Source organism: Streptomyces sp. NPDC058691 (assembly GCF_042714775.1).
Classification (GTDB): domain Bacteria; phylum Actinomycetota; class Actinomycetes; order Streptomycetales; family Streptomycetaceae; genus Actinacidiphila.
Genome location: NZ_JBHXSO010000001.1, coordinates 15,225 through 41,434, shown reverse-complemented (window position 1 = coordinate 41,434; position 26,210 = coordinate 15,225). Strand labels below are relative to the sequence as shown.

The 26,210-nt window shown below is 69.6% G+C and carries 22 protein-coding genes; 11 read left to right on the top strand and 11 right to left on the bottom strand.

Annotation, left to right across the window (positions count from 1 at the left end; translation table 11 throughout):
- Positions 1-144 precede the first annotated feature (144 nt).
- Genes ACFWVC_RS00170 through ACFWVC_RS00160 form a run of 3 tightly spaced genes read right to left on the bottom strand, consistent with a single transcriptional unit; the run spans position 145 to position 1,734 of the window.
- On the bottom strand, positions 145-528 hold the full coding sequence (locus ACFWVC_RS00170) for a type II toxin-antitoxin system death-on-curing family toxin (RefSeq protein ID WP_384272913.1): 384 nt from the start codon (positions 526-528) through the stop codon (positions 145-147).
- A complete protein-coding gene (locus ACFWVC_RS00165) occupies positions 525-821 on the bottom strand; it encodes a hypothetical protein (RefSeq protein ID WP_384272909.1) in 297 nt (98 codons plus the stop codon). The genes ACFWVC_RS00170 and ACFWVC_RS00165 overlap by 4 nt, the downstream gene beginning before the upstream one ends.
- Before the next feature lie 49 nt (positions 822-870).
- Positions 871-1,734, bottom strand: a complete 864-nt coding sequence (locus ACFWVC_RS00160; RefSeq protein ID WP_384272904.1) for a helix-turn-helix transcriptional regulator — start codon at positions 1,732-1,734, stop codon at positions 871-873.
- A gap of 162 nt (positions 1,735-1,896) precedes the next feature.
- On the opposite strand from ACFWVC_RS00160, the gene ACFWVC_RS00155 reads away from it, so the two are divergent.
- Positions 1,897-2,658 (top strand): SDR family oxidoreductase, encoded by a 762-nt coding sequence (locus ACFWVC_RS00155; RefSeq protein WP_384272896.1) that lies wholly within the window; start codon positions 1,897-1,899, stop codon positions 2,656-2,658.
- A 78-nt stretch (positions 2,659-2,736) separates the two neighbouring features.
- Here the strand turns inward: ACFWVC_RS00155 and ACFWVC_RS00150 are convergent, their stop codons facing one another.
- Positions 2,737-5,466 (bottom strand): carbohydrate-binding protein, encoded by a 2,730-nt coding sequence (locus ACFWVC_RS00150; RefSeq protein ID WP_384272888.1) that lies wholly within the window; start codon positions 5,464-5,466, stop codon positions 2,737-2,739.
- 473 nt (positions 5,467-5,939) lie between these two features.
- On the opposite strand from ACFWVC_RS00150, the gene ACFWVC_RS00145 reads away from it, so the two are divergent.
- From ACFWVC_RS00145 to ACFWVC_RS00130, 4 genes are all read left to right on the top strand, one after another.
- Positions 5,940-7,400: a PLP-dependent aminotransferase family protein gene (locus ACFWVC_RS00145; protein WP_384272881.1), complete on the top strand. Its 1,461-nt coding sequence runs from the start codon at positions 5,940-5,942 to the stop codon at positions 7,398-7,400.
- 293 nt (positions 7,401-7,693) lie between these two features.
- Positions 7,694-8,479 (top strand): thioesterase family protein, encoded by a 786-nt coding sequence (locus tag ACFWVC_RS00140; protein WP_384272872.1) that lies wholly within the window; start codon positions 7,694-7,696, stop codon positions 8,477-8,479.
- Positions 8,476-9,420: a patatin family protein gene (locus ACFWVC_RS00135; protein ID WP_384272868.1), complete on the top strand. Its 945-nt coding sequence runs from the start codon at positions 8,476-8,478 to the stop codon at positions 9,418-9,420. Before ACFWVC_RS00140 ends, ACFWVC_RS00135 begins: the two co-directional genes overlap by 4 nt.
- 214 nt (positions 9,421-9,634) lie before the next feature.
- On the top strand, positions 9,635-11,644 hold the full coding sequence (locus ACFWVC_RS00130; RefSeq protein ID WP_384272860.1) for a SpoIIE family protein phosphatase: 2,010 nt from the start codon (positions 9,635-9,637) through the stop codon (positions 11,642-11,644).
- A gap of 51 nt (positions 11,645-11,695) precedes the next feature.
- On the opposite strand, the gene ACFWVC_RS00125 is transcribed toward ACFWVC_RS00130, so the two are convergent.
- Positions 11,696-12,718 (bottom strand): DUF4331 family protein, encoded by a 1,023-nt coding sequence (locus tag ACFWVC_RS00125; protein ID WP_384272854.1) that lies wholly within the window; start codon positions 12,716-12,718, stop codon positions 11,696-11,698.
- 119 nt (positions 12,719-12,837) lie between these two features.
- Between ACFWVC_RS00125 and ACFWVC_RS00120 the strand changes: the two genes are divergently transcribed.
- Both ACFWVC_RS00120 and ACFWVC_RS00115 read left to right on the top strand, forming a co-directional pair.
- Complete coding sequence (locus ACFWVC_RS00120; RefSeq protein WP_384272848.1) at positions 12,838-13,752, top strand: LysR family transcriptional regulator; 915 nt, start codon at positions 12,838-12,840, stop codon at positions 13,750-13,752.
- A 131-nt stretch (positions 13,753-13,883) separates the two neighbouring features.
- Positions 13,884-14,651 carry a GPP34 family phosphoprotein gene (locus ACFWVC_RS00115; protein ID WP_384272841.1) on the top strand — a complete coding sequence of 256 codons (768 nt, stop codon included), beginning with the start codon at positions 13,884-13,886 and terminating at the stop codon, positions 14,649-14,651.
- Between the two features lie 33 nt (positions 14,652-14,684).
- Here ACFWVC_RS00115 and ACFWVC_RS00110 read toward each other — a convergent pair whose 3' ends face one another.
- The 5 genes from ACFWVC_RS00110 to ACFWVC_RS00090 form a co-directional block, all read right to left on the bottom strand.
- Positions 14,685-15,653, bottom strand: a complete 969-nt coding sequence (locus tag ACFWVC_RS00110; protein ID WP_384272837.1) for an aldo/keto reductase — start codon at positions 15,651-15,653, stop codon at positions 14,685-14,687.
- Positions 15,653-16,543 (bottom strand): carbohydrate ABC transporter permease, encoded by an 891-nt coding sequence (locus ACFWVC_RS00105; RefSeq protein ID WP_384272830.1) that lies wholly within the window; start codon positions 16,541-16,543, stop codon positions 15,653-15,655. Before ACFWVC_RS00105 ends, ACFWVC_RS00110 begins: the two co-directional genes overlap by 1 nt.
- Positions 16,540-17,535 (bottom strand): carbohydrate ABC transporter permease, encoded by a 996-nt coding sequence (locus tag ACFWVC_RS00100; protein ID WP_384272826.1) that lies wholly within the window; start codon positions 17,533-17,535, stop codon positions 16,540-16,542. The genes ACFWVC_RS00105 and ACFWVC_RS00100 overlap by 4 nt, the downstream gene beginning before the upstream one ends.
- 63 nt (positions 17,536-17,598) lie before the next feature.
- Positions 17,599-18,915, bottom strand: coding sequence for an ABC transporter substrate-binding protein (locus ACFWVC_RS00095; RefSeq protein ID WP_384272821.1), 1,317 nt, complete (start codon positions 18,913-18,915; stop codon positions 17,599-17,601).
- A 104-nt stretch (positions 18,916-19,019) separates the two neighbouring features.
- A complete protein-coding gene (locus ACFWVC_RS00090) occupies positions 19,020-20,453 on the bottom strand; it encodes an aldehyde dehydrogenase family protein (RefSeq protein ID WP_384272814.1) in 1,434 nt (477 codons plus the stop codon).
- Between the two features lie 38 nt (positions 20,454-20,491).
- On the opposite strand from ACFWVC_RS00090, the gene ACFWVC_RS00085 reads away from it, so the two are divergent.
- Entirely contained in the window at positions 20,492-22,093 is a 1,602-nt protein-coding gene (locus ACFWVC_RS00085) for a LacI family DNA-binding transcriptional regulator (RefSeq protein WP_384272811.1), read from the top strand.
- Positions 22,094-22,190: 97 nt separating this feature from the next.
- Here ACFWVC_RS00085 and ACFWVC_RS00080 read toward each other — a convergent pair whose 3' ends face one another.
- Positions 22,191-22,625 carry a hypothetical protein gene (locus ACFWVC_RS00080; RefSeq protein WP_384272804.1) on the bottom strand — a complete coding sequence of 145 codons (435 nt, stop codon included), beginning with the start codon at positions 22,623-22,625 and terminating at the stop codon, positions 22,191-22,193.
- A gap of 207 nt (positions 22,626-22,832) precedes the next feature.
- On the opposite strand from ACFWVC_RS00080, the gene ACFWVC_RS00075 reads away from it, so the two are divergent.
- The 3 genes from ACFWVC_RS00075 to ACFWVC_RS00065 all read left to right on the top strand — a co-directional run bounded on the left by ACFWVC_RS00075 (position 22,833) and on the right by ACFWVC_RS00065 (position 26,198).
- Positions 22,833-23,702, top strand: coding sequence for an AAA family ATPase (locus tag ACFWVC_RS00075; protein WP_384272796.1), 870 nt, complete (start codon positions 22,833-22,835; stop codon positions 23,700-23,702).
- Positions 23,699-25,087: a VWA domain-containing protein gene (locus ACFWVC_RS00070; RefSeq protein ID WP_384272793.1), complete on the top strand. Its 1,389-nt coding sequence runs from the start codon at positions 23,699-23,701 to the stop codon at positions 25,085-25,087. The genes ACFWVC_RS00075 and ACFWVC_RS00070 overlap by 4 nt, the downstream gene beginning before the upstream one ends.
- 241 nt (positions 25,088-25,328) lie before the next feature.
- On the top strand, positions 25,329-26,198 hold the full coding sequence (locus tag ACFWVC_RS00065; RefSeq protein WP_384272790.1) for an arpA protein: 870 nt from the start codon (positions 25,329-25,331) through the stop codon (positions 26,196-26,198).
- The last annotated feature ends 12 nt before the right edge of the window (positions 26,199-26,210 follow it).

Sequence of the window (26,210 nt, the reverse complement as noted above, 5' to 3'; positions counted from 1 at the left end):
TTTAGCCTCGGCGGTTTTTTTGGTTGTTGTTTTTGGTTTTTGTTTTCGGCGTGTCGGGTGTGGGTGCTGCTTGGGCGCGGCGCCCCCCCCCCCCCCCCGCGCCCCCCCCCCCCCACTGCGCCGATCGGCCGGGCGAGCCGACGGCTACACAGCCCACCGGCGGAGCTGCAAGGCGGAGGCCTGTACGGCGGTGGTGCCCCGGGCGACATCGGTCACCAGGGCGATCGCGTCCTTCTGCGGGTAGTCCAGGCCGTAGCCGTTCACCTTGAGGAACGCCACAGTCGACAGCCATGCGAACTGGCGGTTGGAGTGCTCGAGGGCCGGAAGTCTCGACAGGCTCTCCAGGAGGGCCGCGGCCTTGAGCCACACCGAGCCGTACACGTCGCGGCCCATCGCGCGGGAGCGGTGCCGGCTGACCGCGGCGAACAAGGGGCCGAGGTCGATGAGCTGCGGGTCACCGGTGACGTGCTCGGCGACCTGCAGCAGCCACGAGACTTCGGCGAGCTCGGGCTCCGGAACGTCGGTCACGCGGCAGTCCCGCGGGCGTTGTCCATGGCTGCCAGAGCGGCGGCGGCCTCGGCTTCGGCCGCGTGCCGCGCCGGGTCCGGCCGGGCGTCCTCGGGGTCGTGCTCGGCCCACACCGCGGCGATCCGGTCCTGCTCGGCCAGGGCGGCCGCGAGGAACGCACGCGGCTTGGCCAGGGCACGGTCCAGCGCGGCATCGCGGATGAACTGGCGGGTGCTGACGCCGGCGGCGGCAGCGGCCTCCGTCACCGCTCGCAGGTCGTCGTCCTCGTCGAAAGGCACGTTCATGGCGGGCATGGCACCAACGGTACCGCCGGTGCCACTCGTGTGCCAGGCGTTCGCTGTCTCAGTGGTGCGGGGTGTCCGTGGGCCGGTCGAGTGCCGCGTCGCCGGACTCGGTGCCTGCGAGTGAGGCAAGGAGCCGCAGTTTCTCGTCGCTGTCACTGCCCTTGTCCGGGTAGTAGACGACGAGGATGACGTCGCCGATGGCGAGTTTGTCGCGGTGGAGGCGTAGTTCACCGACGACGGGATGGTTCACGGTGGTCGTTCCGCCGTCCAGGGTGGCGACGTCGTGGCGGGCCCAGAGGGTGCGGAACCGCGGGCTCGACAGTGCGAGCTCTCCGACGAGTTCGACGAACCGGGGGTCGTCGGTGTCGTCCCCGATGGTGGTGCGCAGGGTGGCGACGAAATCGGCCGTGGATCTCGTCCAGTCCTGCTGGAAGGCTCGTTCCTCGGGGTCGAGGAGCAGCGAACGGAGCCGGTTCCGGCCGGGCCGCAGGCGGGGGGAAAGCGCGACGGCCATGGGGTTGGAGGCCAGGACATCGAACGCGCGCCCTTCGACGAACGCGGGGATCTGCAGGTGGGCGAGCAGCTCGTGGACCCGCGCAGGAACGTGCTCGGGCCGTTTGCGGCGCGGCGCCCTGGGGCGTGCCGCCGTGAGGCCGAGCAGATACGTCCGCTCGGTGTCGTCGAGCCGCAGCACACCCGCGAGTGCTTCCAGTACCTGCGGCGAGGGGTTCTTGTCGCGACCCCGTTCCAGGCGCAGGTAGTAGTCGGGACTGATTCCGGCGAGCAGGGCGACCTCCTCACGGCGCAGGCCCGGTACCCGGCGGTTGCCGCCGGGCGGGATGCCCGCCTGTGCCGGGGAGACCAGCTCCCGCCGGGCACGAAGGTAGCTGCCGAGCCGGTTGCCGGGGTCCTCGTCCTTCATACCGACACCGTAATGCGGCGCGCGCGTCCGGGAGGGGGCCCTGGCAGGACCAGGGAAGACGAGGGCACTGCCGCATCCGGCGGATGCCGTCAAGACTTCGGTAGCACCGTCTGCGCCGCGGGCCTGAACACCGGCGGCGCCCTGTACTGAAGGGAAGATCTCGTGGATCTCTCCAAGCGCACCGTTCTCGTCGTCGGCGGGACCTCCGGAATCGGACGTGAACTGGCCCGCCGGTTCGCCGCGGCGGGCAGCACCGTGGCCGTCGCCGGCCGCAATCCGCGGGCGCTCTCGGAACTCTCCGGAGAAGGCTTCGGTACGTTCGGTATCGACGTCACCGACAGTTCCTCCGTCGCTTCCGCCCGTGACGCCGTCCTCGCCCGGTATCCCGCGCTGGACACCGTGGTGACGATGTCGGGCGTCATGCTCGTGGAGGATCTGCGCGACCCCGCGCACTTCGCTGCGATGGAGACGACGATCGACACCAACCTGCTCGGCACCGTCCGGGTCGTCGACGCCTTCACCCCGCACCTGGTCCGGCGGGGCGCCGGAACCTTCATCACGGTCACTTCCGGCATCGCCTTCCTGCCGTTCCCGCCCATGCCCGGCTACGCCGCGTCGAAGGCCGCGGTGCACGCCTATTCCGAGGCACTGCGCGCGCAGCTCGACGGCACGGGCGTCGGCGTGGTGGAACTCGTTCCCCCGGCCGTCGCCACCGCGGGCCAGGAGAAGGTGAACCCGCACGCGCTGCCGCTCGACGACTTCGCCACGGAGGTCATGCAACTGCTCTCGGCGGACCCCACCCCCCGCGAAGTCCTCGTGAAGGGTGTCCTCATGCACCGCTGGGCCGAGCGCGACGGCACCTACGACGACCTCGTCGCGCAGCGCTCCAAGGCCCTGGCGATGCTCGCCGGCCGCGAGGACTGACGAGGGCGCGGGCCGTGCCCCGCGCGGGTCCATGGGCTCGGCCGGACATCGGCCGAGCCCATGGGGTTTCCGGGCTTCCTACGGTGTGATGCGCAGGGCGTCCACCATCCCCACCGAGGTGCTGCGGTTGACGATGCGGATGGTGTGCGTTCCCCGGGTCAGTCCGCTGCGCTGCCAGACGGTCTGCTGCACTTGCCGCGCGCCGGAGACCCGCAGGTCCACGGTCGCCTGGAGGGCGCCGTCGAGATAGACGTCGACCGGCCCCATGTCGCCGTTGCGTTCGGAGAGGTAGGCGACGCCCGTACCGGTGAAGGTGTACTGGGCCACGGCGTTCACCGTCGTGCTGTGGTGGGTGTCGTCGTTGTAGTCGCCGTATCCTCGGCCGCTGGTCGGGTACCAGTTGCTGTCGTAGGTCAACTGGGTGTTGTTCACCATGGGGTTGGGGTTCTGGGCCATGCCCAGTGTGGAGGTGGTGCCGCTCAGGGCCTTCTCCCCCTGGTTAGCCGATCCGGTGAGCCGTACGGGGGTGTAGGAGGACAGCGGCTTGGCGGTGCGCTCCACCACGTACACCTTTCCGGCGGCCGTGGGGAGGTCGAACTCGGTGGCGCTCGTGGTGAGTACGGTCGTTCCGCCGGAGACGTCGCGGACCCTGACCTGCTGGCTCCCCCATGGGTTCACGATCCGCGTCGTGTTGCCGTACAGGCTCTTGATGCCGATGTACTTCACCTCGCCGGCCTCACGCTCCGAACTGACCGTGAAGCCGCCCTTGGCCAGCAGGGTGAACCGTCCCGTGAACGAGGAGTCGGTCGGCGCCGCGGGGAAGACCCGGATCTTGTCGTTGTAGGACTGGAGCAGCGACTCGTTGAGGGCGGCGAGGTGCACCCCGAGGTATTCGAAGACGCCGTTGGTGTTGTCGGTCATGCCGTTGGGATAGGTCTGGTACTTGCGGAGCATCGTCTTCATGCCCTGGTAGGCCTGGTCGCCCAGCCCCAGCCGGGCCGCCTGCACGGCGTCGTTGGCCCAGACGTTGCCGTACGGGAAGGGACGTGCGTTGAAGGTGTTCACGGCCTTCTGCTGATCCGGGAAGCCGATGCCGGTCCGGTCGTAGGGCCAGATGATCTCGGCAGCCACGTTCTCCCCGTTGCGGGTCTGGGCGAGCGGCGGGGTGTGCGGCAGATAGACGTCCGCGGTGGACGGATAGGCGATCAGGTTGTCGACGATCCGCTGCCACTGCGGCCGCAGGTCGGCGTCCAGGCCCAGGGTCTGGGACGTGCGGATCGCGAGGGGGAACAGGGTGCGCACCGCGGCGAGGTCGGTGATCGCGTTCGGTACGTTCCAGTACGTCTCGTGCGCGTTCGAGGTCGCCACGTAGTACTTGCCGGACGCGGAGTCGTAGGAGAGCTTCGCGGCGTAGAACTTCACCACGTCCCGCATGAAGGGGTAGGCGGTGTTCCGCAGGTAGGAGGTGTCGTTGGTGTACGCGTACTGGAGGTACATGTTGTACGCGGCCTCGGTGCCCGTCGACCAGATGTTCTTCGTGTAGTCGCTGTTGACGGTGCCGCGGGCGTTGCCGTCCCAGCCCATGGTCTCCGGCACCCACAGCCCGTCGACGCCGTAGCGGGTGCTGGTGTACGCCTTCAGCGCGGCCGAGTTGCGGCTGTAGAGGCGGTTGAAGCCGGCGAGCAGGTCGACGTGGTTGGAGGCGAGGAAGGAGTTGTAGACGTCGCGCTGATTCCAGAACCAGTAGGCGTTGCTCCATTTGGTCTGGTCACCGGTGGCCCGGAACACGCCGTTGATGAAGTGGAACGGATTGGTCCCGTACCCCCCGGCGGCGATCATGTACGTGCTCAGGTAGTAGATGTTCTCCAGGTAGTCCGCGTCCCCGGACAGCCCCGAGTACTGCACGAAGGACTTGCCCCAGAAGTCGTGCCACCAGGACTTGAAGTCGCCGAGCGTCGCGCTGTAGCCGCGGCTCTTGGCCGATGCCAGCGCGCGCTTCGCCTCGGCGACCGAGTCGTGGGAGGGCGCGTTGAGCCGGGTACTCGCGGTGAACCAGATGGTGTAGCTGCGTGAGGGGGTGATCGACAGCCGGACGGTCCGGCCGTCGACGACCCGCGCGCTGTAGGCCGCTCCCTCCACCGTGGCCGCCAGGGTGTAGCCGAAGTTCTGCGGGTCGGACTGACCGCGGCTGATTCCGGCGCCCGTGGAGTCCGCGTACGTCGAGACCGTCTTCCAGGTGTTCAGGTCGGGCACGTCCCCGCTGTTGCCCAGTTGGGAGACGTCCCACAGGCCCAGGTCGAGGTTGACCGCGGAGACCCCGGAGCGCGAGTCCTCGACGTGCACGCCCATGACCTCGGAGTTCGGCACGCCCATCACGGTCACGGTGCGGTTGGCGTCGTACGCGGTGGTCAGGGTGCCGTCGTAGAGCGACAGGCGTTGCTGATAGGTGCTGTAGCCGCTCTCCAGTGCCGGGGTCGTGGACAGGTTGAGCATTCCCGCGCCGAACGCGGTCTGCTGGGAGGTGTCCACACCGGACACCTGCATGGTCAGCCCGTTGTTCTGCCAGGCCATCGCACCCGTACGGCCGTTGCCGACGGTGAGCCCGTGCAGCGGGTTGGTGGTGGGCCGGTTGTAGACGAGGTCGTGCTTGGACAGGTAGGCGGCGCGATCCACGTTCAGCGCTCCGGTGGCGGAGTCGAACGCGGCGTCCGTCGGTGCCGCCGCGGCCGGAGTCGAGAGGCCGACGCTGGTCGCGGTCATGATGCAGACGGCTGCGAGCGCGGCTCGCACGAGTCTGCGCAGTCTCATCGAGTGTCCTCCCTGCTGGTGGGGGTGACGACCGGTGCCGGACAGCGCGGGGCCGGCATGCGACCGGTCGACGTCGAGCGAGATTGATCGGATGACTGGGACGGACTGCTTCTATGACGCCGAGCCTCCCCGTGCCGTACGAGGGCACGGAGAAGCGGCGCGCCGAGCGGGGCATATAACCGAACGAGCAGAGCAAGGCGTACGAGGCCGTTCGCTCTCGAATCGCCCACGGCAAGCGGAAGTACGGCGTGCGGGCACATCACGACATCGGCATGACCGCGTCAAGGGAATTGAACATCGGATGTCTTGACGGGTCAACACTCAGCACAAAAACCCGTTGGCGGACCACGGCGACCGTGCGGTGCCCGGCAGAGACACAACCGCCCCGACCACCGGCGCCTCCTCTTCATGCCGCCGAGTTGGGCCGATTGCCGGTCCGTGCCGAAAATATCGGAAGCGCTATCCTTTTTTGCATGAAAAGAAGTAGCAAATTCGAGGAGATCGCGGCGACTCTGCGCCAGGAACTCGAGCGGTACTCCCCCGGAGAGAAGCTGCCGTCCAGCCGTGCCCTCGTGGAGCGCTTCGCGGTCAGCCCGGTCACCGTTTCACGCGCGCTGGCCGCGCTGACCGCCGAAGGACTGGTGATCACCCGGCCCGGAGCCGGCGCCTACCGCGCGCAGCACAGCGTCATCGACACCAGGGCCGTCGACACGTCATGGCAGCAGTTCGCGCTCACCGCGGAGGACCAGCAACACGGTGAGCCCGCGCCGCGGACGGTCGACGCCTCCAGCGTTTTCGCCAGCCTCGTGCCTCCCCCTCCCGGCGTGATCGCCTTCAACGGCGGCTACCTGCACTCCTCACTCCAGCCCCAGCAGGCTCTGGGCGCGGCCTTCGCCCGCGCGGCGCGCCGTCCCGGCGCATGGGACCGGCCGCCCCTGGAGGGCCTGACCGCGCTGCGCTCCTGGTTCGCCCGCGAGGTGGGCGGACCCAGCGGCGGCGTCCTCCCCTCGCAGGTGCTCATCACCGGAGGCGGTCAGGCCGCCCTGACCACCGCCCTGCAGGCCCTTGCTCCCCCGGGGTCCCCGGTACTCGTGGAATCGCCCACCTACCCCGGCGTACTCGCCGCCGCCCGGGCGGCAGGGCTTCGTCCCGTGCCGGTGCCGATGGACAACGACGGCGTGCGCGTCGACTTCCTGGAGGACGCCTTCGCCGCCACCGGCGCCCGCGTCTTCTACTGCCAGCCGCTCTTCCACAACCCCACCGGGGCGGTCCTCGCTCCCGACCGTCGCCGCCGCATCACCCAGATCGCACATGCCGCGGGCGCCTTCGTCATCGAGGACGCCTTCGCCCGCCGCCTCGGACACGGCGGACAGCTCCCGCCGCCGCTCGTGGCCGATGACGCCTACGGCACCGTCGTACACGTCAGCTCGCTGACCAAACCGGCCTCACCCAACCTCAGAGTCGGTGCGCTCGTCGCCCGCGGACCGGTCATGGAGCGGCTGCGCGCCATCCAGTTGGTCGACAGCTTCTTCGTGCCGCGACCGCTCCAGGAGGCCGCGCTCGAACTCGTCGGCAGCCCTGCCTGGCCCCGTCATCTCCGTGCCATCAGCTCGGCCCTGCGGGAGCGCCGGGAGGCGATGATCGGCGCACTGCGCCGTTGCCTGCCGGGCATCGCCGCCACCGTCCGCGCTCCCGCCGGCGGCTACCACCTCTGGCTGCGTCTGCCCGACGGCACCGACGAGACCGCTCTCACCGCCGCTCTCTTCCGCGCCGACGTGGCCGTGTCCCCCGGCCGCCCCTGTTTCGCCGCCGAGGCACCGGCCCCCTACATCCGGCTCAGCTTCGCCGACATCGCAGGCACGGACGAGATCACCGAGGGCATTCACCGCATCGCCACCGTGTGCGCCGACTCCGGCATTGCGACCGGTGACTGACCAAACGGCCCGCCAGCGGCACGACACGGCAGGGGGCTCGGGGCGTAGGGCCGGATCGCGAAGAGTGTGGCCGGTCGGCGCGCCTCGCGGTATATCGCTACGCAGAATTTCGAATAGCGCTACTCATATTCACGTATTTGACAGTAGCGATTCATTGACCGACACTTCATGAAGCACGCGTTACCCGCGAGTAGGTTCACCTTCTCGGACGCAAGCCGGTCGTCTTTTGCCTGCCGAGACGGCGAGCCCTTTCATCCCACTCGCCTCATGTTTGTCAGCTGAGGAGAACACCCTTGACCTCGACCACCGCTCCCGGTGAGAGCTACTACCAGCGCACGGGCGAACGTCACTACGAACCCACCGTCCACGCGGAAGGCGCCTGGAACGCGGAGGAGCAACATTTCGGTCCCCTGGCCGGTCTCGTCGTCCACGCGTTGGACCGGCATCGCGCCGCCGGCCCCGCCGACCGCCTGGTCCTGGTCCGGATCAGCTACGGCATCCTCGGCTTCCTCGCCCTTGACGAATGCGAGATCACCGTGGAGACCATCCGCCCCGGCCGCACGGTCGCGGGCCGTCCGGTTGTCCGGGCCCGTGCCTGGTATCTCGCGGTTCTCGACACCACAGCGGTCGCCGACACCCCCTTCGAGCGGCTCGCGCCGCCCGAGGCCTTCACTCCCTGGACGATGAGCGAACAGTGGGACTGCGGCTACGCCCGCTCCCTTCACGTCCGCCGGCGGACATCCGGACGGGCCGGGCGTGCCCGTGCGTGGGTCTCGAGCCCCGTCGATCTCGTCGCCCACGAACCAAGCGGCACACTCGCGTCGTTCGTCGCTCGCGTGGACGTGGTCAACGGCATGGCCGTGCAGCAGCCCCCCACGAAGTGGATGTACCCCAACATGGACATGACTCTCCACTTCCACCGCCGGCCCGAAGGAAGCTGGACCGGCCTGGACACCGCCGTCAGCTTCGGCCCTGCCGGGCACGGCCTCACCAGCGCCGTTCTCCATGACGTCAGCGGCCCGGTCGGCCACGCCCAGCAGATCCTCACCGTCCGCCCGCTGGAAGGCAGCCGGCGATGAGCGAAACCGTCCTTCAGCTGCTGCGCGAGCGCAAGCGACAGGAAAGCAGTCCCGGGAACCGTCGCGACGACGCGCGTGTGGTCCTCCTGGTCGAGGGCGGAAGCTCCCGTGGCGCCTACTCCTACGGCATGGCCATCGCCATCGAGCGACTCGGACTGCTGCCCCTGTTCGACGCCGTCTACGGCAGTTCCGCGGGAGCACTCAACGCGGCATGGCTGCTGTGCGGCCGGGCGGAACGCAACATGCACGCATGGTGGACTCCGATGATCATGAGGACGACCATCGATCCGCGGCGCGCTCTGCGGCGCCGACCCGTCGTGGACACCCATTTCCTGGTCCACACCGTCTACACCGAGATCCTGCCGATGGGGTTCCAGGAGATCCTCGACAGCACCGTCGAGTTCCACCCGATGGCCACGAACGCCCTCACGGGCGAGGCCACCGATCTGTTCGAGCAGATCCGTGACCAGGCCAGTCTGCAGGCGGCACTCCGTGCGTCGGCCGCGATGCCCTTTCTGGCGGGGGAACCGATCGAGATCAACGGGCGGTCATTCGTCGATGCCGGGGTGAGCGAGGCGGTCCCCGTGCGGACGGCACTGGCCCAGCAGGCCACCCACATCGTGGCACTTCGCACGCGGCGCACGGACGAGACCACGTCGGCTCCGCCCTTCGGTCAACGCCTGGTGATGTCACGGTGGTTCGCCCGGCGCGCACCGGGAGCGCTCATGCCATGGCTTCAGCGCGAGGCCGTCAGAGCGGAGGAAGAGCGGCTCCTTGCCTCGCACCCCGCGACCCTGCAGATCCGCCCACCCCTCGGCAGCAGTCCGATCGGCCAAACCGAGCGACGCCCGGGCCCCCTCCGTGAGGCCGTCGACACAGGCCGACAGGCGGCGCTGGACGCGCTGGCGGGCTGCATCGGAGAGCCGCTGGTCACGGGCTGACCAACGCATCACCCCTGTGCCGGGGTTGTGCCTCGCCGCGCTCCCGGACCCGCTGTCCCTTCTCGGCGCGCGGACGGGGGGAACGCGCGGGCCGAGGTACGTCCGGCCGATGAACGTATGGGGGATGCGGCGACCGCGGCCCAAGTCCCTGGTCACTCAATGCGACCGAACAAACACGCCGTTCCGCGGGAAATCATTGCCAAATGCGTGAATCATGGCTTATGGGGTCGTTTTGAAATGTGCCAGGGAGCCTTGGATGGACGCGTCGGACGAACTCCTTCGCAAGCCTGGACCGGCGGCTCTTCTGTGGCTGCGCGGAGCCGTCCGCGGCCTCAACGCGGCTATGGCCACCGCGCTGGGCAAGCCGGCCGGAGAATGCCTGGGCCGCGACTTCGGCGATCTGTGGCCCGCGAGCCAGCGGATGTCGGCCGATAATCTCGTGGCGCACGCGGCCAGGACGAAGACGGTCGCGATGCGGGCGCTGGAGTTCCCCGGGCCGGACGGAGCACCCGTCGCCTGCCTGATCGAGGCGCGTTCGGTGAACGATTCCGCAAGTGGCGAGCGGCTCGTCTGGGTTCATGCCCTGGATGTGCGAAACGACCTGGCCGGCCTGCTGATCCCGTTCCGCTTGGCGGCAAAGGCCAACGGCCTTGGCCTGTGGATGTATTCACCTCAGGAGCAGCAGCTGGAGTGGATCGGTGGCGCACCCGCCCTGGCCGCGATCTTCCCGGAGGTCACGGTGGCCTTGTCCAGAGTGATCTCACGAGTCCACCCCGATGACCGGGAGGCCCTGCGGAACCTCATGCGCTCGGCCGCCTCGGAGTCGCCGTGGACTGCGTTGCGGTACCTCACCGAGACCGACGGCTGGCACCACCTGGCCGCCCAGACCCGTCGGATCCGGCTGGGGTACGGCGGACCCGAACTGATCTTCGGGATGGTCCGCGACGACACCGTGCAGGAGAAGCGCCGGAAGGAACTGCAAGCCAAGCTGGGTGCCGAGCGAGCGCGCGCCGAAGAGACCGCCGACTTCTCCGCCGCCTTGATCACCGCAGCCACGGAACAGGAATTGCTGCAGGTCATCCTGACCCGTCTCACCGCGACCTTCGGCGCCGCCGGCGCTCTGCTCGCCATCCTCGACGAGGGCCGCCTGCGCGTCTGTGCCGATGCCAGGGTGCCCATGGAGGAGGTCGACGCCCTGGACGGCCTGCGTCTGGACCAGCCGGGCCCGCTGCCCGAGGCGATACGCCGCGGCCGGCCGCAGTTCATCCCCGACCTGGACGACCACACCCGCCGCTCGCCACATGGAGGCGGATTTCCATGGATTGCCCGGCGAGGCATCAACTACTCCGTTTCCATCACGCCCCTCAGTGAGACCGGCAATCAGCCGCTGGGGGCGTGGATGGTGTTCTACGGCAGTGGACACCGGCCGTCCTTGGACGAGCGGACCCTCATGGGTACGCTGGCCGACCTGGCGGGTCAGGCACTTGGGCGCGTCAGGTTGCAGGAGGCCCGCGTCGAGCTGGCCACGGCCCTGCAGCAGACCATGCTCCCCACACTCCCCGAGCCCTTGGCGGGCCTGGTGCTCGCCGCCCGCTACCAGCCGAGCCGTGACGGGCTGGACATCGGCGGAGACTGGTACGACGCCTTTGTGATGCCCGACGGTTCTGTCGCCATGGAGATCGGCGACGCCCAGGGGCACGACGTGAATGCCGCCGCAGCCATGGGACAGATCCGCGCCTCCATGCGCGCCATCGCCGCCCAGGATCCAGACCCGGCGACCGTGCTGACGCGCACCAATGAACTACTCGTCACGATGGGCGCGGCACGCTTCGCCAGCTGCACCATGCTGCACCTCGATCCACGCGACGGACAGGTCACCGGCGCCAGCGCCGGCCACGTGCCGGTGCTGTGCGCGCACAAGGACGGGAGCCACAGCATCCGCGAGCTGCCGGGCGGGCCGGTCCTGGGAGTCCTGCCCGACACCGAGTACCGCGAGGAGACCTTCACCCTGGACCGGAACAGCGCCCTGGTCATGGTCACCGACGGCGTGGTGGAAAGCCCCGGACTGACACTGGAGGCGGGGCTGGAGCGGGCCGGAACCCTGGCTGCTGAGGCCCTCCGCGACGACTTGGACGCGGAGGGCATCGCCGACCGGGTTCTCGACGCGGCAGTCGCGGTGGACCACCTCGACGACGTGGCCGTGCTGGTCATCCGGCGCACATGACTGCGCTGAGCACCCACCCGGAGCTCCGGTTCGGAAGGGGCGGGCTACAGGTCATACGGGGACGACGTACGGGAAGCGGTCGGTCCGCAGGTGGTGGGCGACGGACGGCTTGAGTCCGGCCGGCACGGCCGTGTCGGTCACGAGGGAGAGCATCGCCTCAGGCGCGTTGTCGGCCAGGGTGCGGCCGTTACGGGTGGCGAAGCCGTAGGTGGCCGGCGTCCCGACGACGTAGGGCAGCACATCGGGGAACAGCTGCCGGGCCACGGTCCGGCCGTAGCCGTCCGGGTCGGCGCAGGTCCCGGTGGCCGCGACGACAGCCGCGACCTGGCCGGCGATGAGTTCGCCGACAGCGGCGAGATCCTCCGAGGGGTGCCGGGTGTTGGCGGGGTTGGTGAAGTCGGTGTCGCCGGGCCAGAAGATCGGCCACATCATCGGGTGCCCGCCGCGGTTGATCTGCCGCCATCCGCCGGCATCGGTGGCCAGCTTGGTTGCGCACCAGACGCCCGTACGAGTCCCGGGCCGCAGCCGCGCGTGCTCGTGCGAAACCTCGAGCACGATCGATTCCACCGTGGTGCCGGTGAAGCTGTTCTGTGCCTCGTGCGGGCGCCAGTCCGAAAGGTCCACCGCCGCCCCCTTCGCCACCGCCCCGTTGACGATGGCCAGCAGGGACAGGTCGATGTAGAAGGGGTCGGAGACGCGCCCGGCCCAGATGCGCGTGCCATCCGCGGCGGCCGTCTCGCCGGTGCGGCCTTCCAGTACCAGGTCGCCGTCGGCGGAGTCCTGGCGCGCCTCGTCCCCGGTCAGGACGTGCAGGCGCAGAGTCTGGGTGCCGTCCGGGCCGGGTTCGTCGAAGGAGACCCGATAGGTCAGGGTCTCGAAGTCGGCGCCGTCGAAATGAACCTTGAATTCGTAGCGTGCTTCCGGGTGGAACCCTGGCTGGGCGTAGACGCCGGTGATGTCGGAGTTGACGTCCATGACGAAGACCGTGCTGCGCTCACCGGGAAAGACGTACAGGTCGTCGATGAAAAGCTGACCGTTCTGGGCCGCCAGCGGAGTGTCGAGATGGTGCGACATGGCCGGTCCTTACTTCTCTCGGTTTTTCTTTGTCTGCCGTTTTCCGTACTGCTTCATCCTCGCCGGGTGGGCGGCGGCACGGTACCGACACATCGGGAATGCGCTCATAAACTGTGGTTATGAGCAAGTCGCCTCCCGACCTCGGCAGTCTCGTGCTGCTGACACTGGTGGCCGAGCTCGGCAGCCTGGGTCAGGCCGCCGAGCGCATGGGGATCAGCCAGCCGGCCGCGAGCAAACGCCTGACCCTGCTCGAGCGGCGCTTGGGGCTGACCCTGGTCAGCCGCGGCACCCGCGGCTCCGCGCTGACCACTGAGGGCAAGGCAGTGTGCCAATGGGCGGGACGGGTGCTGGGCGAAGTGGACTCGCTGATGGTGGGGGTCGCGGCGCTACGCGGCGACCATGCCCTCGACCTGCACCTGGCCGCCAGCATGACGCTGGCCGAACACTTCGTACCGCGGTGGATCGGCACCCTGCAGCGGCGATCGCCCGACGTCTACGTCAGTCTCAAGGTGACCAACTCCGAACAGGTCGCGACGCTCGCGAAGAGCGGCCACATCAGTCTGGGCTTCATCGAGGCACCGACCGTGCCGTCCGGGCTCAGCTCGCGACAGGTGGGCACTGACCGGCTGGTCGTCGTGGTCGCGCCGCAGCATGCCTGGGCACGACGGCGGGAGCCAGTGGATCTGGCCGAACTGGCCCGCACCCGCCTGATCGTCCGCGAAGTGGGTTCGGGCACACGGGAGACCATCGAGCGTGTGCTCGCCGGCGCGGGAGTCGAGCCGGGCAGACCTCTGATGGTGCTCGACGCCAACGTCGCGATACGAAGGGCCGTCGCCGAGGGCGCCGGTCCGGCGGTGCTCAGCGCGGTCAGCGTCCAGGACGACCTGACCGAGGGGCGCGTCGTGGAGGTCCCGGTGACGGGTGCCGACCTGCGCCGGCGGCTGCGCGCCGTATGGCCGAAGGACCGCCCGTTGACCGGCGCGGTCGAACAACTGCTCCGGATCGCGTCCCGTATCCGCGGCGAGAATCGATGACCCCGGGGCCGGCCGACTGCCGGCAGGACACGGGGGACCCACCGCCCAGTAAATCCCCGCAACCGCGTCGCTCCGCAGGGCGTGGTCACCTGCAGACCGAAGTGCTCAGTACCACGACCGGGGGGTAGTCGATGTACGAACAGCCGTTCCTCACTCTGCCTGAGGAACTTCTGCTGGCTTGCGCGCATCCCAGGACACGCGTGATCAAGCGTCCGCTCTCCTTCTACCACGCGCTGTCCGGAGCCGTTCTCGCCGAACTCGAACTGCATGGCGCGATCACCATCGAGAACGGAATGGTCGTCGAACTGCGACCGCTCACGATCGGAGACCCGGTCATCGATTCCATATTCGAGACGCTCGTGGACGATGTCCGGCCGACCTGGCTGGCGAGGCTGCCGGGGTATCCGCCCGAACCGGGACCCGATCTGCCTGACGGGCTCGTCCCTCGCCTGCGCGCCGCATTCCGGTTGCCAAGCGTCAATTCCCGGGCCACGATGCCCGTCATCACCTGGATAAACCTGTTGTCGCACACGCGGAACATCGAACCGCGCTACCTCAAAGCGATGGAGGCCCGCGGTCTTCTGATCGCGCACCGGCGCCGTATTCTCGGGCTCGTACCGTTCACCTCGTGGACAATCTCCTCGGCCGAGCACGCGCGGGCTGCCGCCAGAATTGAACAGGCGGTGCAAGCGGTCACCCATGGAGCCGGATTCGGTTCGCCGTCCAAGCGCACCGAGTACCTGGTCGCCCTGCTCGGTGCCGCGGATCTCGGCACACGGCTCTACCCCGGCCGCGAGCACCGGCACACCGTCAGTCGAATCAGCCAGGTCACCCGCCGTCACCCCATTGCCGTCGCCCTCAGCAAAGCCAGAGACTCGGAAAGGAGCAACAACTGGTGAAGGAAGCGTCGCCGGAGAGGACGACGATGCGGCTCACGGGATGCTCCAGGGACGTGGCGCGGCCGATGCGGGAACGGGGATGTCCGGGGGCAACAGGCCTTCCGCGCGCAGCCGGTCCCACAGCGCCGGCGGGATCTCGGTCGTCGCCCAGTCGAGGTTCTCCCGCAGTTGGCCGGGCGAGGCGGGGCCGGTGAGGACGCAGGCCACCGCCGGGTGTCCCAGCGGGAACCGGAGAGCGGCGGCGGCGGTCGGTACCCCGTACTCGTGGCAGATCCGCGCGATCCGTGCCACCGTCGCCCGGATCTCCTCGGTCGCCGGCCGGTAGCGGAACTGCGGATCGGCCACTCCGTCGATCAGCCCGCCGTGCATGGCCTGGGCCGCGATGACCGTGACGCCCCGGCGCTCGGCCTCGGGCAGCAGTTCGAGGCGGGCCTGTGTGTCAAGCAGGGTGTAGACGCCGGCCGCCAGCACCACGTCGATGTCGGTTTCGCGGATGAACCGGGCCAGCATGGGTGCCTGGACCATGCCGACCCCCACCGCGCCGATGACCCCCTCGTCCCGTAGCCGCGCGAGGGCGGGCCACGCGCCGTCCAGGGCCTGTTCCCAGTGCCGGTCGGGATCGTGGATGAGGACCAGGTCCACCCGGTCGACGCCCAGCCGCCGCAGGCTCTCGTCGAGGGAGGTGCGGACCCCGTCGTGGCTGAAGTCGTGGATCCAGCCCGCACCGGTGCGAGCCGTGTCGGGGTGGCCGGGCCGCACCAGCCGGCCGACCTTGGTGCTCAGCAGGTACGAGTCCCGCGGCCGGCCCCGCAGCATCCGTCCCAGGAGCAGTTCGGAGCGGCCGTCGCCGTACATCGGTGCGGTGTCGTAGTAGCGGAACCCGCTGTCCCATGCCGCGGCGAGACATTCCATGGCCTGACTGGTGGGTACGGGCGGCTGCGCGATGGCCGCCGCCCCGAAGCCCAGGCGGGGCAGTGCCTTCACCACAGGCCGGTCGGCCATCAGGCCTTCACCCCGCCGGAGAGCAGGTCGGCCCGCCAGTACCGCTGCAACGAGAGGAACAGCAGAGCCAGCGGAATGATCGACAACAGCACGCCGATGATGACGATGGAGTACTGCGCGGCCTGGCCGCCGGTGATGATCAGCAGGCCGTACAGCCCCTCGGTGAGCGGGTAGAGGCGGTCGGTGTTGAGCATCACGAACGGCAGCAGGAAGTTGTTCCAGATGGCGATGAACTGCAGGAGGAACACGGTCACGAGGGCCGGGGCCATCAGACGGGAACCGATGGACACGAAGATGCGCCACTCCGAGCCCCCGTCCACGCGAGCCGCCTCCAGGATGTCGTCGCTGACCGAGGCCTCCGCGTAGATCTTGCACAGATAGATGGCGAACGGGCTGACCAACTGCGGAAGGATGACCGCCGCGTAGTTGTTGGTCAGGCCGAACTTCGCCAGCATCAGGAACTGCGGGATGGCCAGCATGATCTGGGGAAGCAGCACCGCGCCCACGATGACCCGGAACGTCCAGACGCTGCCATGGAAGCGGTACTTGCCCAGGGCGTACCCGGCGCAGCCGCAGATGATCGTCGACAGCGCGGCGCCGCCGAAGGCGTAGATCAGGGAGTTGAGCGCCCAGCGCGCGAAGATCCCGTCGTTGTAGGCGAACAGTGCCTCGATGTTGGAGACGAAGCCGCCGTTGAACGAGGGGCTGAACGGCGGCGTGGAGAACAGCTCGTCGTTGGTCTTGGTGGCCGCGATCACGATCCACAGCACGGGCAGCACGCAGTACAGCGCGCCGAGGCCCAGGATGATCGTGGGCACCAGGTTGACACGGCCGGAGCGGGTCCGCCGGTGCGCGGCCGCCGCTGCGGGCCCGGTGGTGACGGCGGTCATCGCTCACTCCTTCGGGAAACCCTGCGCAGAAGCAGGTTGGCGACGGCGGTGGCCGTGACGGTCATGATGATGAGCAGGAACGAGGTGGCCGCTCCCCGGTGGATGTCGTTGTTGACGAAGGCGTCGGTGTAGACGCGCATCAGCGGCACCCAGGTCGAACTGATCGCGTTGGCGATGGGCTTCAAGGTGGTCGGTTCGTTGAACAGCTGCAGCGCGCCGATCAACGAGAACACCGTCACCAGCGTCAAGGTCGGCACGAGCAACGGCAGTTTGATGCGCAACGCGATCTGCAGCTCGCTCGCGCCGTCGATCTCGGCGGCCTCGAACAGTTCGCGCGGCAGGCTGCGCAGCGTGGTGTACAGCACCACCATGTTGAAGCCGAGTACACCCCACACCGCCACGTTGGCGACCGAGAAGAACACCTGCCCGGAGCCGAAGTAGTCGATGTGGTCGCCGCCGATCGGGCTGGTCGCCGGCAGATACATGAAGCCCCACAGCAGTGAGGCGATGACACCCGGTACGGCGTACGGCAGGAAGATGGCCAGCCGCGCGATGCCGACCAGCCGCGCCCGCTTCGCGTCGAGACAGAGGGCGAACAGGGTGGCGAAGAAGATCGTGGCGGGTACTCCGATGCCCGCGACCAGCAGCATCCGCAGGATGCTGTGCCAGAACTCGGAGTCGGCGAGGGTGGCCCGGTAGTTCTCCAGGCCTGCGAAGACGTCCCTGGGGTCCTCGTTGCCGAGCAGGCCCCCGCCGATCTGGGGCTTGAGGAAGCTGAGGTAGAGGGCGTAGACGCCGGGGGCGACGGTGAACAGCAGGAACAGCAGCACCGCCGGTGCGAGCAGGAACTGCGGCAGGAACGTACGCCGTCGCCCCGCGGGCCGGGAGCGGAAGGCCGGGGCGAGGCCACCGGGGAACCGGCCCGGACCCGCGCCCGGGGGCGGTGTGCCGGGCCCGGGGCGTGGGCCCGCCTGCTCCTCGATGGCACTCATGAACCCTTCTTCCCCTCGTTTGAGTGAGTGAGTGGGCGGGTGGGTGGGCAGTCGGGCTTCCGGTCAGCCGGTGACGTCGAAGCCGCGTTGCTTCATGTCGTCGACCGTCGCCCGCTGCATCTCGGCCAGCGCCGCGGACAGCGGCGTCTTGTTCTGCAGTGCGGCGGCGAAGGCGTTGGAGTAGCTGTCGAAGGTGACGTTGGCGTTCGGCCCCCAGATCTGGAAGGTCCGCGCGTTCTGCGCCTGCTGGGCCATCAGCATGTTGTAGTCCGGCTGGTTGGACATGAACGTCGGCGGCGTCTTGAGTGCGTCCAGCTGCTGGTTCGGCTTCGAGGCGGGGAACGCGGCGACCTTCTCGATGAGGATCTTCGCGCCGTCGGCGGAGGAGTTCATCCACTTGACGAACTTCGCGGCCTCCGCGGGGTGCTTGGAGTTCGCGGTCACCGCCTCGGTCTCGCCGCCCCAGATGCCGACGGTCCGGTCACCCGCCGTCCAGGCCGGCAGCGGCGCGGCGACCCACTTGCCCGCGGTGTCCTTGGCGATCCCGGGCAACTGGTTGGGCGCCCACTGCGCGCTGACCCAGCCGACCAGGGTGCCGTTGTTCATGTCGGTGTTCCATTGCGGGGACCAGTTCGGCTCAGGGCTGACCAGCCCCTTCTGGACCAGGCCGCCCCAGTAGTCGGCGACCTTCTTGGTCGGCGCGTCGTCGATGGCGACCGTCCACTTGCTGTCCGAGGCGGTCCACCAGTCGGCTCCGGCCTGCTGGGCCAGACCCGCGAACCAACCGGCGTCGACCGCGGTGAAGTTGCCGATGAACTGCTTGGGGTTGTGCTTGTGGATGGTCTGGGCCGCGGCCGCGTATTCGTCCCATGTGGCCGGCGGCTTGAGGCCGAGCCGGTCGAAGACGTCCTTGCGGTAGAAGAAGATCATCGGGCAGATGTTCTGGGGAACGCCGTAGGTCTTGCCGTCGAACTGCACCTGGGCGAGGGAGGCCTTGTCGAAGTCGCCCGAGATGTCGCCCACGTAGTCGTCGATCGGCACGACCACCTTGTTCGCGATCAGGGCGGGCAGCGCCTGGTACTCGACCTCGGTGATGTCCGGGTTGGTGCCGGCCCGGTTGTTCGTGATCAGCTTGTTGTACAGGGTGTAGCCCGTGCCGGACGGCTTGCTGAGCTTCACCTGTATCTTCGGGTTCTGCCGGTTCCACTCGTCCACCACGTCCTGCATGCCGCCGTCCCAGTTGACGTAGGTCAACGTGATGGGCCCGTCGCTCTTCCCGCCGGACGAGTCCTTCGACGAACCGCAGGCGGCCAGGGTGGTCAGGGCCGCGGTGGCGGCCAGGCCGAGGATTGCCGTTCTCTTGAGATAGCCCCCGAGCACTTCGTTCTCCTTTGACGGTGTGGTTGCCGGATCCGGCGCCCTGACGCCGGGTGCCGGGTGCGATGCCGGGTGCCTGGCGCAATGCCGGGTGCCCCTGGCGGGGGCTAACTCCCCTGCGCCCAGGCCGGGTAGGACACCGGGGCCGTCTGAACGCCGACCCACTGCCGACGGGTGAACGCGGCGAGCTGTCCCTCGCCACCGTGACGGGCGTAGCCGTCGTTGACGTGCACCTCGTTGCCGGCGACCCGTTCGGCGAAGGCGAGTCCGCGCAACGGGTCGCCGGTGAAGACCGAGTTCATCAGGGTCCGGTGGCGGTTGACGAGCTCGAGGGCCTCGGCCTCGGAGTCCACCACGGTGATGGGCATGACGGGCCCGAAGGTCTCCTCACGGAAGACGGGCATCTGCGGCGTGACATCGGTCAGTACGGTCGGCTGGTAGAAGTTCCCGTCGTAGGTGCCGCCCACCGCGACCTTCGCCCCGGCCGCGATCGACGGCTCGACGAGCCCGTCGTGGAAACGCGCCCGCTGGACGGCGCTGATCACCGGGCCGAGGTCGACATCGTCGCGCAGCGGGTCACCGACGCGGAGCTTGCGCACCCGCTCCACCACGGCTTCGGTGAAGGCGTCGGCCACCTCCCGGTGAACGATGTGCCGCCCCGCGCTGATGCACGTCTGCCCCTGGTACCACAGCGACGTCCAGATCGCGCAGCCGGCTGCCTGGTCGATGTCGGCGTCGTCGAGCACGACGAAGGCGTTGTCCCCGCCGAGTTCGGTCACGACCGCCTTGCCCGCCCGGGCGGCGTGGTCCGTGATCTCGCGGCCGACCTCGAACGATCCGGTGAAGTGGATCAGGTCCAGTCCCGGGTGCCGGTAGAGCGTGCTGCCGGTGCCCGGCCCGTCCCCGGGCAGCACCGCGAACACGCCGTCCGGTATCCCCGCGGCGCGGGCCGCCTCGGCGAGCACCTGACCGCCGGCGACCGGGGTGAGCTCGGCGGGCTTGAGGACGACCGCGTTTCCGTAGGCCAGCCCCGGTGCCAGTGCCCGCATCGCCAGGCTCAGCGGATAGTTCCACGGGACGATGAGGCCGATGACGCCCAGCGGCACCGCGCGCGACAGGGAGATCTTGCCCCCCTTGTACGGGGGAAGGATCGAGCCGGCGGTCTCGGTGAGCTGGGTGGCGGAGTTGAGCAACTGGTTGACGGCCTGGCCCAGTTCCTCCTCGGCCTTCTCGGCCGTGCCGCCCGTCTCCCGGATGATGAGCTCGATCAGCTCGTCATGGCGGCGTTCCAACTCGGTGGCGAACGCCCGGAGCGCGGCGCACCGGGTGTTGGCGTCGGTGTCCGCCCACGCGGGCTGGGCCCGCCTCGCCGCGGCGACCGCACGGTCGACCTGTGCCGGGGAGGCGTTGCCGTAGCGGCCGAAGGCCGCCCCGGATCCCTTGTCGAGGACGGGCAGCCAGTCGGACGCGGGAGGTTCGAACCGTCCGTCGATGAACACCTCAGCGGTGTAGTCCACCGCCGCGGTCTGCGCATGACTCATCGGAGCACCCCTGTACGTGTGTTTCGTTCGCGGGTCCGGTGTTCGTTCGCGGGTTGGGAAAGCGCTTTCCGGCGAAAGTAGGAGCCCCCTTCGGGGGGTGTCAAGGGCCGTATCCGGATCCGCCGAACCGGCCGGGAGCGAATGACGCAAGCCGTGACGAAAGCCGCCTTCTCGGTGCGCCGATCGGGGCCGGGCGGGGGATCGCCCGCTCGACTCCCGCCTGGGTCGGCCTTGACGCGTCGCCGAGGGGTGCGAGCGCCGGCGATCCCGGCCGCTGCGGAGTGGGTTCCCTTGACTGCCGAAACGCCGGAAACCTACGGTGGGAATACGCATTCCAACGGTCGCGGAGGCACAGTGGCATCGACATCCGCCTCAAGTACGCCTCGCACTGGAGCCGTTGCGCCCGATGTGCTGGGCGGACAGGGCGGTCCCGTCCCGCCGCTTCGGCTTCGCCGGCATCGGCGGCGTCGAGGCCGGGATCCTCAACGAGGACCCGGTGCTGCCGGGTCCGCCGCCCATGGGTGGCGGCGGGACCCGGACGGTCGGCGCGCCGGCTCGACCGACAGCGGGCACCACCGACACGAAAGGACGCACTCGTGGCCGGGGTGACCCTCACCGACGTGGCAATCCGCGCGGGCGTCTCCCAGTCGACGGCCTCCCGCGTGCTCAACGGCTCCAGCCGCCGGCCCTCCCCGGCGGTCGCGGAGGCGGTCCGCCGGGCGGCGGAGGAGCTCGGCTACGTCTCCAACGCACCGGCGCGGGCCCTGGCCGGCGGCCAGACGGGCCTGGTCGGGCTGGTCGTCCACGACATCGCCGACCCCTACTTCTCGACCATCGCCTCGGGAGTGCAGGGAGAGGCGGTGCAACGCGACCGCCAGGTGCTGCTCGCGACCACGTTGCGCAGCACCGAACAGGAGATCCGGGCGGTCGAGGCGTTCCTCAGCCACCGCACCGACGCGATCATCCTCGTCGGCTCGCGGCTGAAGACCGACGACGGGCTACGTGACCAGCGGCGGCTGACGGTCCTGCTCGACCGCTACCGGGATCTCGGCGGGAAGGTCGCCGTCATCGGCCAACCCCTGCCCGGAACGCACACCGTCACGCCCGAGAACCGCGCCGGGGCGGCGGCGCTGGCCAAGGCCCTCGTCGCCCAGGGCACCACCGACTTCGTCGTCCTGGCCGGCCCGCAGAAGCTGGCGACGGCCGTCGAGCGCACCAACGGCTTCGTGCGGGAACTGCGCCGCACGGGCCACAAGCCCGTGGCAGTGGTGCCCGGCGAGTTCACCAGGGACGGGGGCCATGAGGCGGCGCGACAGGTCATCGCCTCCATCCGCCCGGAGCGCCGCTGGGGGGCCTGTGTCTTCGCGGTCAACGACGTGATGGCGCTGGGCGCGATAGCCGCCTTCCGGGAGGCCGGTCTGCGGACCCCACGCGACGTCCTGGTCGCCGGCTTCGACGACATTCCGACGCTGCGTGACCACGACCCCGGTCTCACCACCGTCGGGCTGCCGCTGCGCGAGATGGGCCGGCGCGCGATCGAGATGACACTGGCCCCGGACGCCCGGGAGCAGTCGGTCACCCGGGTCGCCGGACGGGTGATCCTGCGGGCGAGCACGCAACCCGCGCGTCCACGCGGCTGAGCAGTGGCCGCCCGGCATCATGGCGGGGCAGGAACCTCACCGTCGACGTGGCGGACCTACCCGTACCTCGCCTGACGGCACCCGGACCGGGAGAGCGTCAATCCTCCCCCGGCGTGACGGTGACAAAGCCATCGCTCCACGTGCTCTCGTCCACGTCCATCGGGCAGACCTCCGACTCACCGCCGGGCGGCCGGGGCAGGGTTGTCGCCGCCGCGTGGGCACTGCCCTCCGTGCGGAACGCGCCGAGGATCCTGACCTCCTCGCCGCGCCCGGAGTCGGGCAGCGTCAGAAAGAGCAGGAACAGCTCCTCGGCGAGACTGTGCTCCGCTCCCCCGCCGACCGATCCCGTCGGGTCCACCTCCACCGGCTCGATGTGGAAGCCCGCCGGAAAGTCCCTGAAGCCCGGCAGTCCCACGGCGGCCGCCTGGGCCCGCGTCGCCTTCTCCCGCGAGGAGAAGACCCCGATCAGCTTGAAGTCGGCGCTCCCGTCGTCGAAGTCGTGGAGATGGATCAACGCGTACACCGCGGTCATTGAGTCACACATCCCGATCCGAGCGATCCGAGCGATCGGCCACCGCCCATGATCACACGACGGGTCGGCGAAGCGCAGACGTCGATGGGGCCGGTGCCGGTGCCCTCCGTTCAGCCGCGCGATTCCACGCGAGTGACCGCCTCCCGGCAGCAAGTGACCGGCGAGTAGGGTACGCCGTACGAAACCGCTCGAACGGGAGTTGGCCAGATGGGCGACGGGACCGGGTTCTTCACCTCCGTGGACGACGTGTCGGCAAAGCTGGCCGAGCCCGGATATCTGACCTCGACAGCGGTCGCCACCACCGTGTTCCTCGCCGACCGGCTCGGAAAGCCGCTGCTGGTCGAGGGCCCGGCCGGGGTCGGCAAGACCGAATTGGCCAAGGCCGTCGCCCAGGCCGGCGGCGCACGGCTGGTGCGGCTGCAGTGCTACGAGGGCATCGACGAGTCCCGGGCGCTCTACGAGTGGAATCACGCCAAGCAGTTGCTGCGCATCACCGCGGGCCGTGACGAGACCTGGGACCAGGCCCGCACCGACATCTTCAGCGAGGAGTTCCTGCTCACCCGGCCCCTTCTCACCGCCATCCGCGGCAGCGAACCCACCGTGCTGCTGATCGACGAGCTGGACAAGGCCGATGTCGAGGTGGAGGGCCTGCTGCTGGAGGTGCTGAGCGACTTCCAGGTCACCGTCCCGGAGCTGGGCACCATCAGTGCCTCCCGCCGGCCGTTCGTGCTGCTCACCTCGAACGCCACCCGCGAGCTGTCCGAGGCGCTGCGCCGCCGCTGTCTGTTCCTCCATCTCGACTTCCCCGACGCCGCGCTGGAGCGCAGGATCGTCAAGCTGAAGGTGCCGGAGCTGGACCAGGTCCTCGCCGAGTCGCTGGTCCAGGTGATCGGTGCACTGCGCGCCATGGAGCTGCGGAAGGCGCCCTCCGTGGCCGAGACCATCGACTGGGCGCGCACGCTTCTCGCGCTGGGCGCCGACACCCTGGACGACCAGGTGGTCCGCGACAGCCTGGGAGTGATCCTCAAGCACCAGGACGACGTGGTGCAGGCGGCCCGGAAGCTCAGCCTGACGTGAGCGGGGCAGTGGGCGCACTCCCGGGGCGGCTGACCGGCCTGGTCCAGGCGTTGCGCGGTCACGGCCTGCGGATCGGCACCGGTGAGACCGTCGACGCGGCCGCGGTGCTCGAAGTCCTGGGCCTGTCGGACCGCGAGCGCGTCCGCGAGGGCCTCGCCGCCGCGCTGCTGCGGACCGACCTGCAGCGCCCGCTGTTCGACGCCGCCTTCGATCTGTACTTCCCACTCGGCGTCGGTGCGCCGGAAGCCGCCCGAGGCGGGGACGAGGACGACGGCGACAGCGGGTTCGACCTGGCGGAGCTGCGCGAGCGGCTGGCCGAGGCGTTGGCCGCCGACGACGACGCCGAGCTGGCCGGGCTCGCGGGCGAAGCGGTGGAAGCCCTCGGGCGGTACGGCAGAGGCCCGGCTCCGGACGGCTGGTCCGCGTACCAGACCCTGGGACGGCTGCAGCCGGAGACCCTGCTCGCCCGGGTGCTGGCCGCGCTCCGCGCCGGCCGGGAGCCCGCTTTCACCGACCGCGTCGAGGCGGACGAGATCCGGCGCCGGATCGACCGCTTCCGCCGTCAGGTGGGGACCGAGGCCCGACGCCGGGTCGCGGAGCTTCGCGGAACCGACCGGATCGCCCAGCTCGCCCTCCCTTCCGGCGTCGACCAGGTGGACTTCCTCAATGCCAACCGCGACCAGCTCGCCGAACTACGCCGCACCGTCCAGCCGTTGGCCCGCAAACTGGCCACCCGACTGGCCGCGCGGCGACGGAAGGCGGCCCGGGGCAGGATCGATCTGCGCCGCACGCTGAGGCGTTCGCTCTCCACCGGCGGGGTGCCACTGCGGCCCGCGTACGGGCATCGCAGGCCCGCCCGGCCGGAGATCGTGTTGCTGTGCGACATGTCGGGCTCGGTGGCCGGGTTCTCCGACTTCACCATGCTGCTGATCCAGGCGATGAGCGACCAGTTCAGCAAGGTCCGGGTCTTCGCCTTCGTCAACCGTGTCGACGAGGTGACCCGGCTGATCACCGCGGGCTCCGCCAACCCGGCCGAGCTCGGCCGGCGGATCCTCACCGAGGCTACGGTGGCCGGCTGGCACGGCAGCAGCGACTACGGCTCTGCGCTCGGCGAGTTCGCGGGGAAACACCTGCACGCCGTCGGTCCGCGCACCTCGGTGCTGATCCTCGGCGATGCCCGCACCAACGGCTTCGATCCCAATGTCCCCGCCCTGCGGCAGATCGTCGGCCGCGCGCGCCGCGTGCACTGGCTCAATCCCGAGGCGCCCGCCCTCTGGGGGACGGGCGACTCGGCCGCCGACGTATACGCCGGGACCGCCCAGATGCACTCCTGCCGCAACACGCGCCGCTTGGGTGAGCTGATCGCCCGTCTGCTTCCCGTCTGAAAAACCAGGGCCGTCGCCGTGGGGCGGCGGCGATACGCGTTGCCCTCATCTCGGGCCCGATCTGTGGCAACACGGGACGCCCGGCCGCATCCGCGGCGGCACCACCCAGTGTCGTGTGTTACAGACAACGCGGCGGCCACTGTGAGAACTTCAACCCGGGCACCTCTCGCAGGAGTTGCCGACGATCCGACGAGAATCGAGCATCCCCCAGGACGGTCCGCCCGCATGTGGAGAGGGTCGCATGAGCACTTCGGAAGCCATCGCGCTTGACCAAGTGGTCGACACCGCTCGGTATCCCCTGACAGAACTCGACAGCGCCGAGAGGCAGGCGGTGGTCTCCCACGCCCGGCGCGAACTGGCGGCTCTCGGCTGCACCGTCCTGCCCGACTTCATCCGTCCGTCGCTCCGCGACGTCCTGCGGCAGGAGTGCTCGGCCATCGCCCCCTCGGCGCATTTCGACGCCGAGACGGTCAACGTCTACAACATCGCGGTGGACTCGCAACTGCCGCAGGACCACCCCGGCCGCCGGACGTTCCTGCGCGGCAACGCCTTCGTCGCCCGGGACCGGATCCCCGCGAGCGCCCTCATCGGCCGGCTCTACTCCGACACCGCGTTCCAGGACTTCGTCGCCCGTTGCTTCGGGCTCCCCCGCCTGCACGAGCTGGCCGACCCCCTGTCCGGACTGGTCCTCAACGTCGTCCTGCCGGGCATGGAGCACCCGTGGCACTTCGACACCAACGAGTTCACCGTGAGCATGCTCACCCAGGAGGCGCAGGCGGGCGGCGCCTTCGAGTACTGCCCCAACATCAGGTCCGCCCAGGACGAGTGTTTCGACGACGTACGGGACGTGCTGGACGGCCGGGGCGAACAGCTGATCCGGCGGCTCGCCCTGCAACCGGGCGACCTGCAGCTCTTCAAGGGCCGCTACTCCCTGCACCGCGTGAGCCCGGTGGGCGGCGAGGCCGCGCGCCACTCCGCGATCTTCGCCTACAGCGAGCGCCCCGGCGTCATCGGGAGCGTGGCCAGGACCCGGCAGCTCTTCGGGCGGGTCCTGCCCGAGCATCTGGCGGCCGAGGGCCGGGCCGTACGGGGCGACCGCCTACTGGACTGACCGGCGCCACGC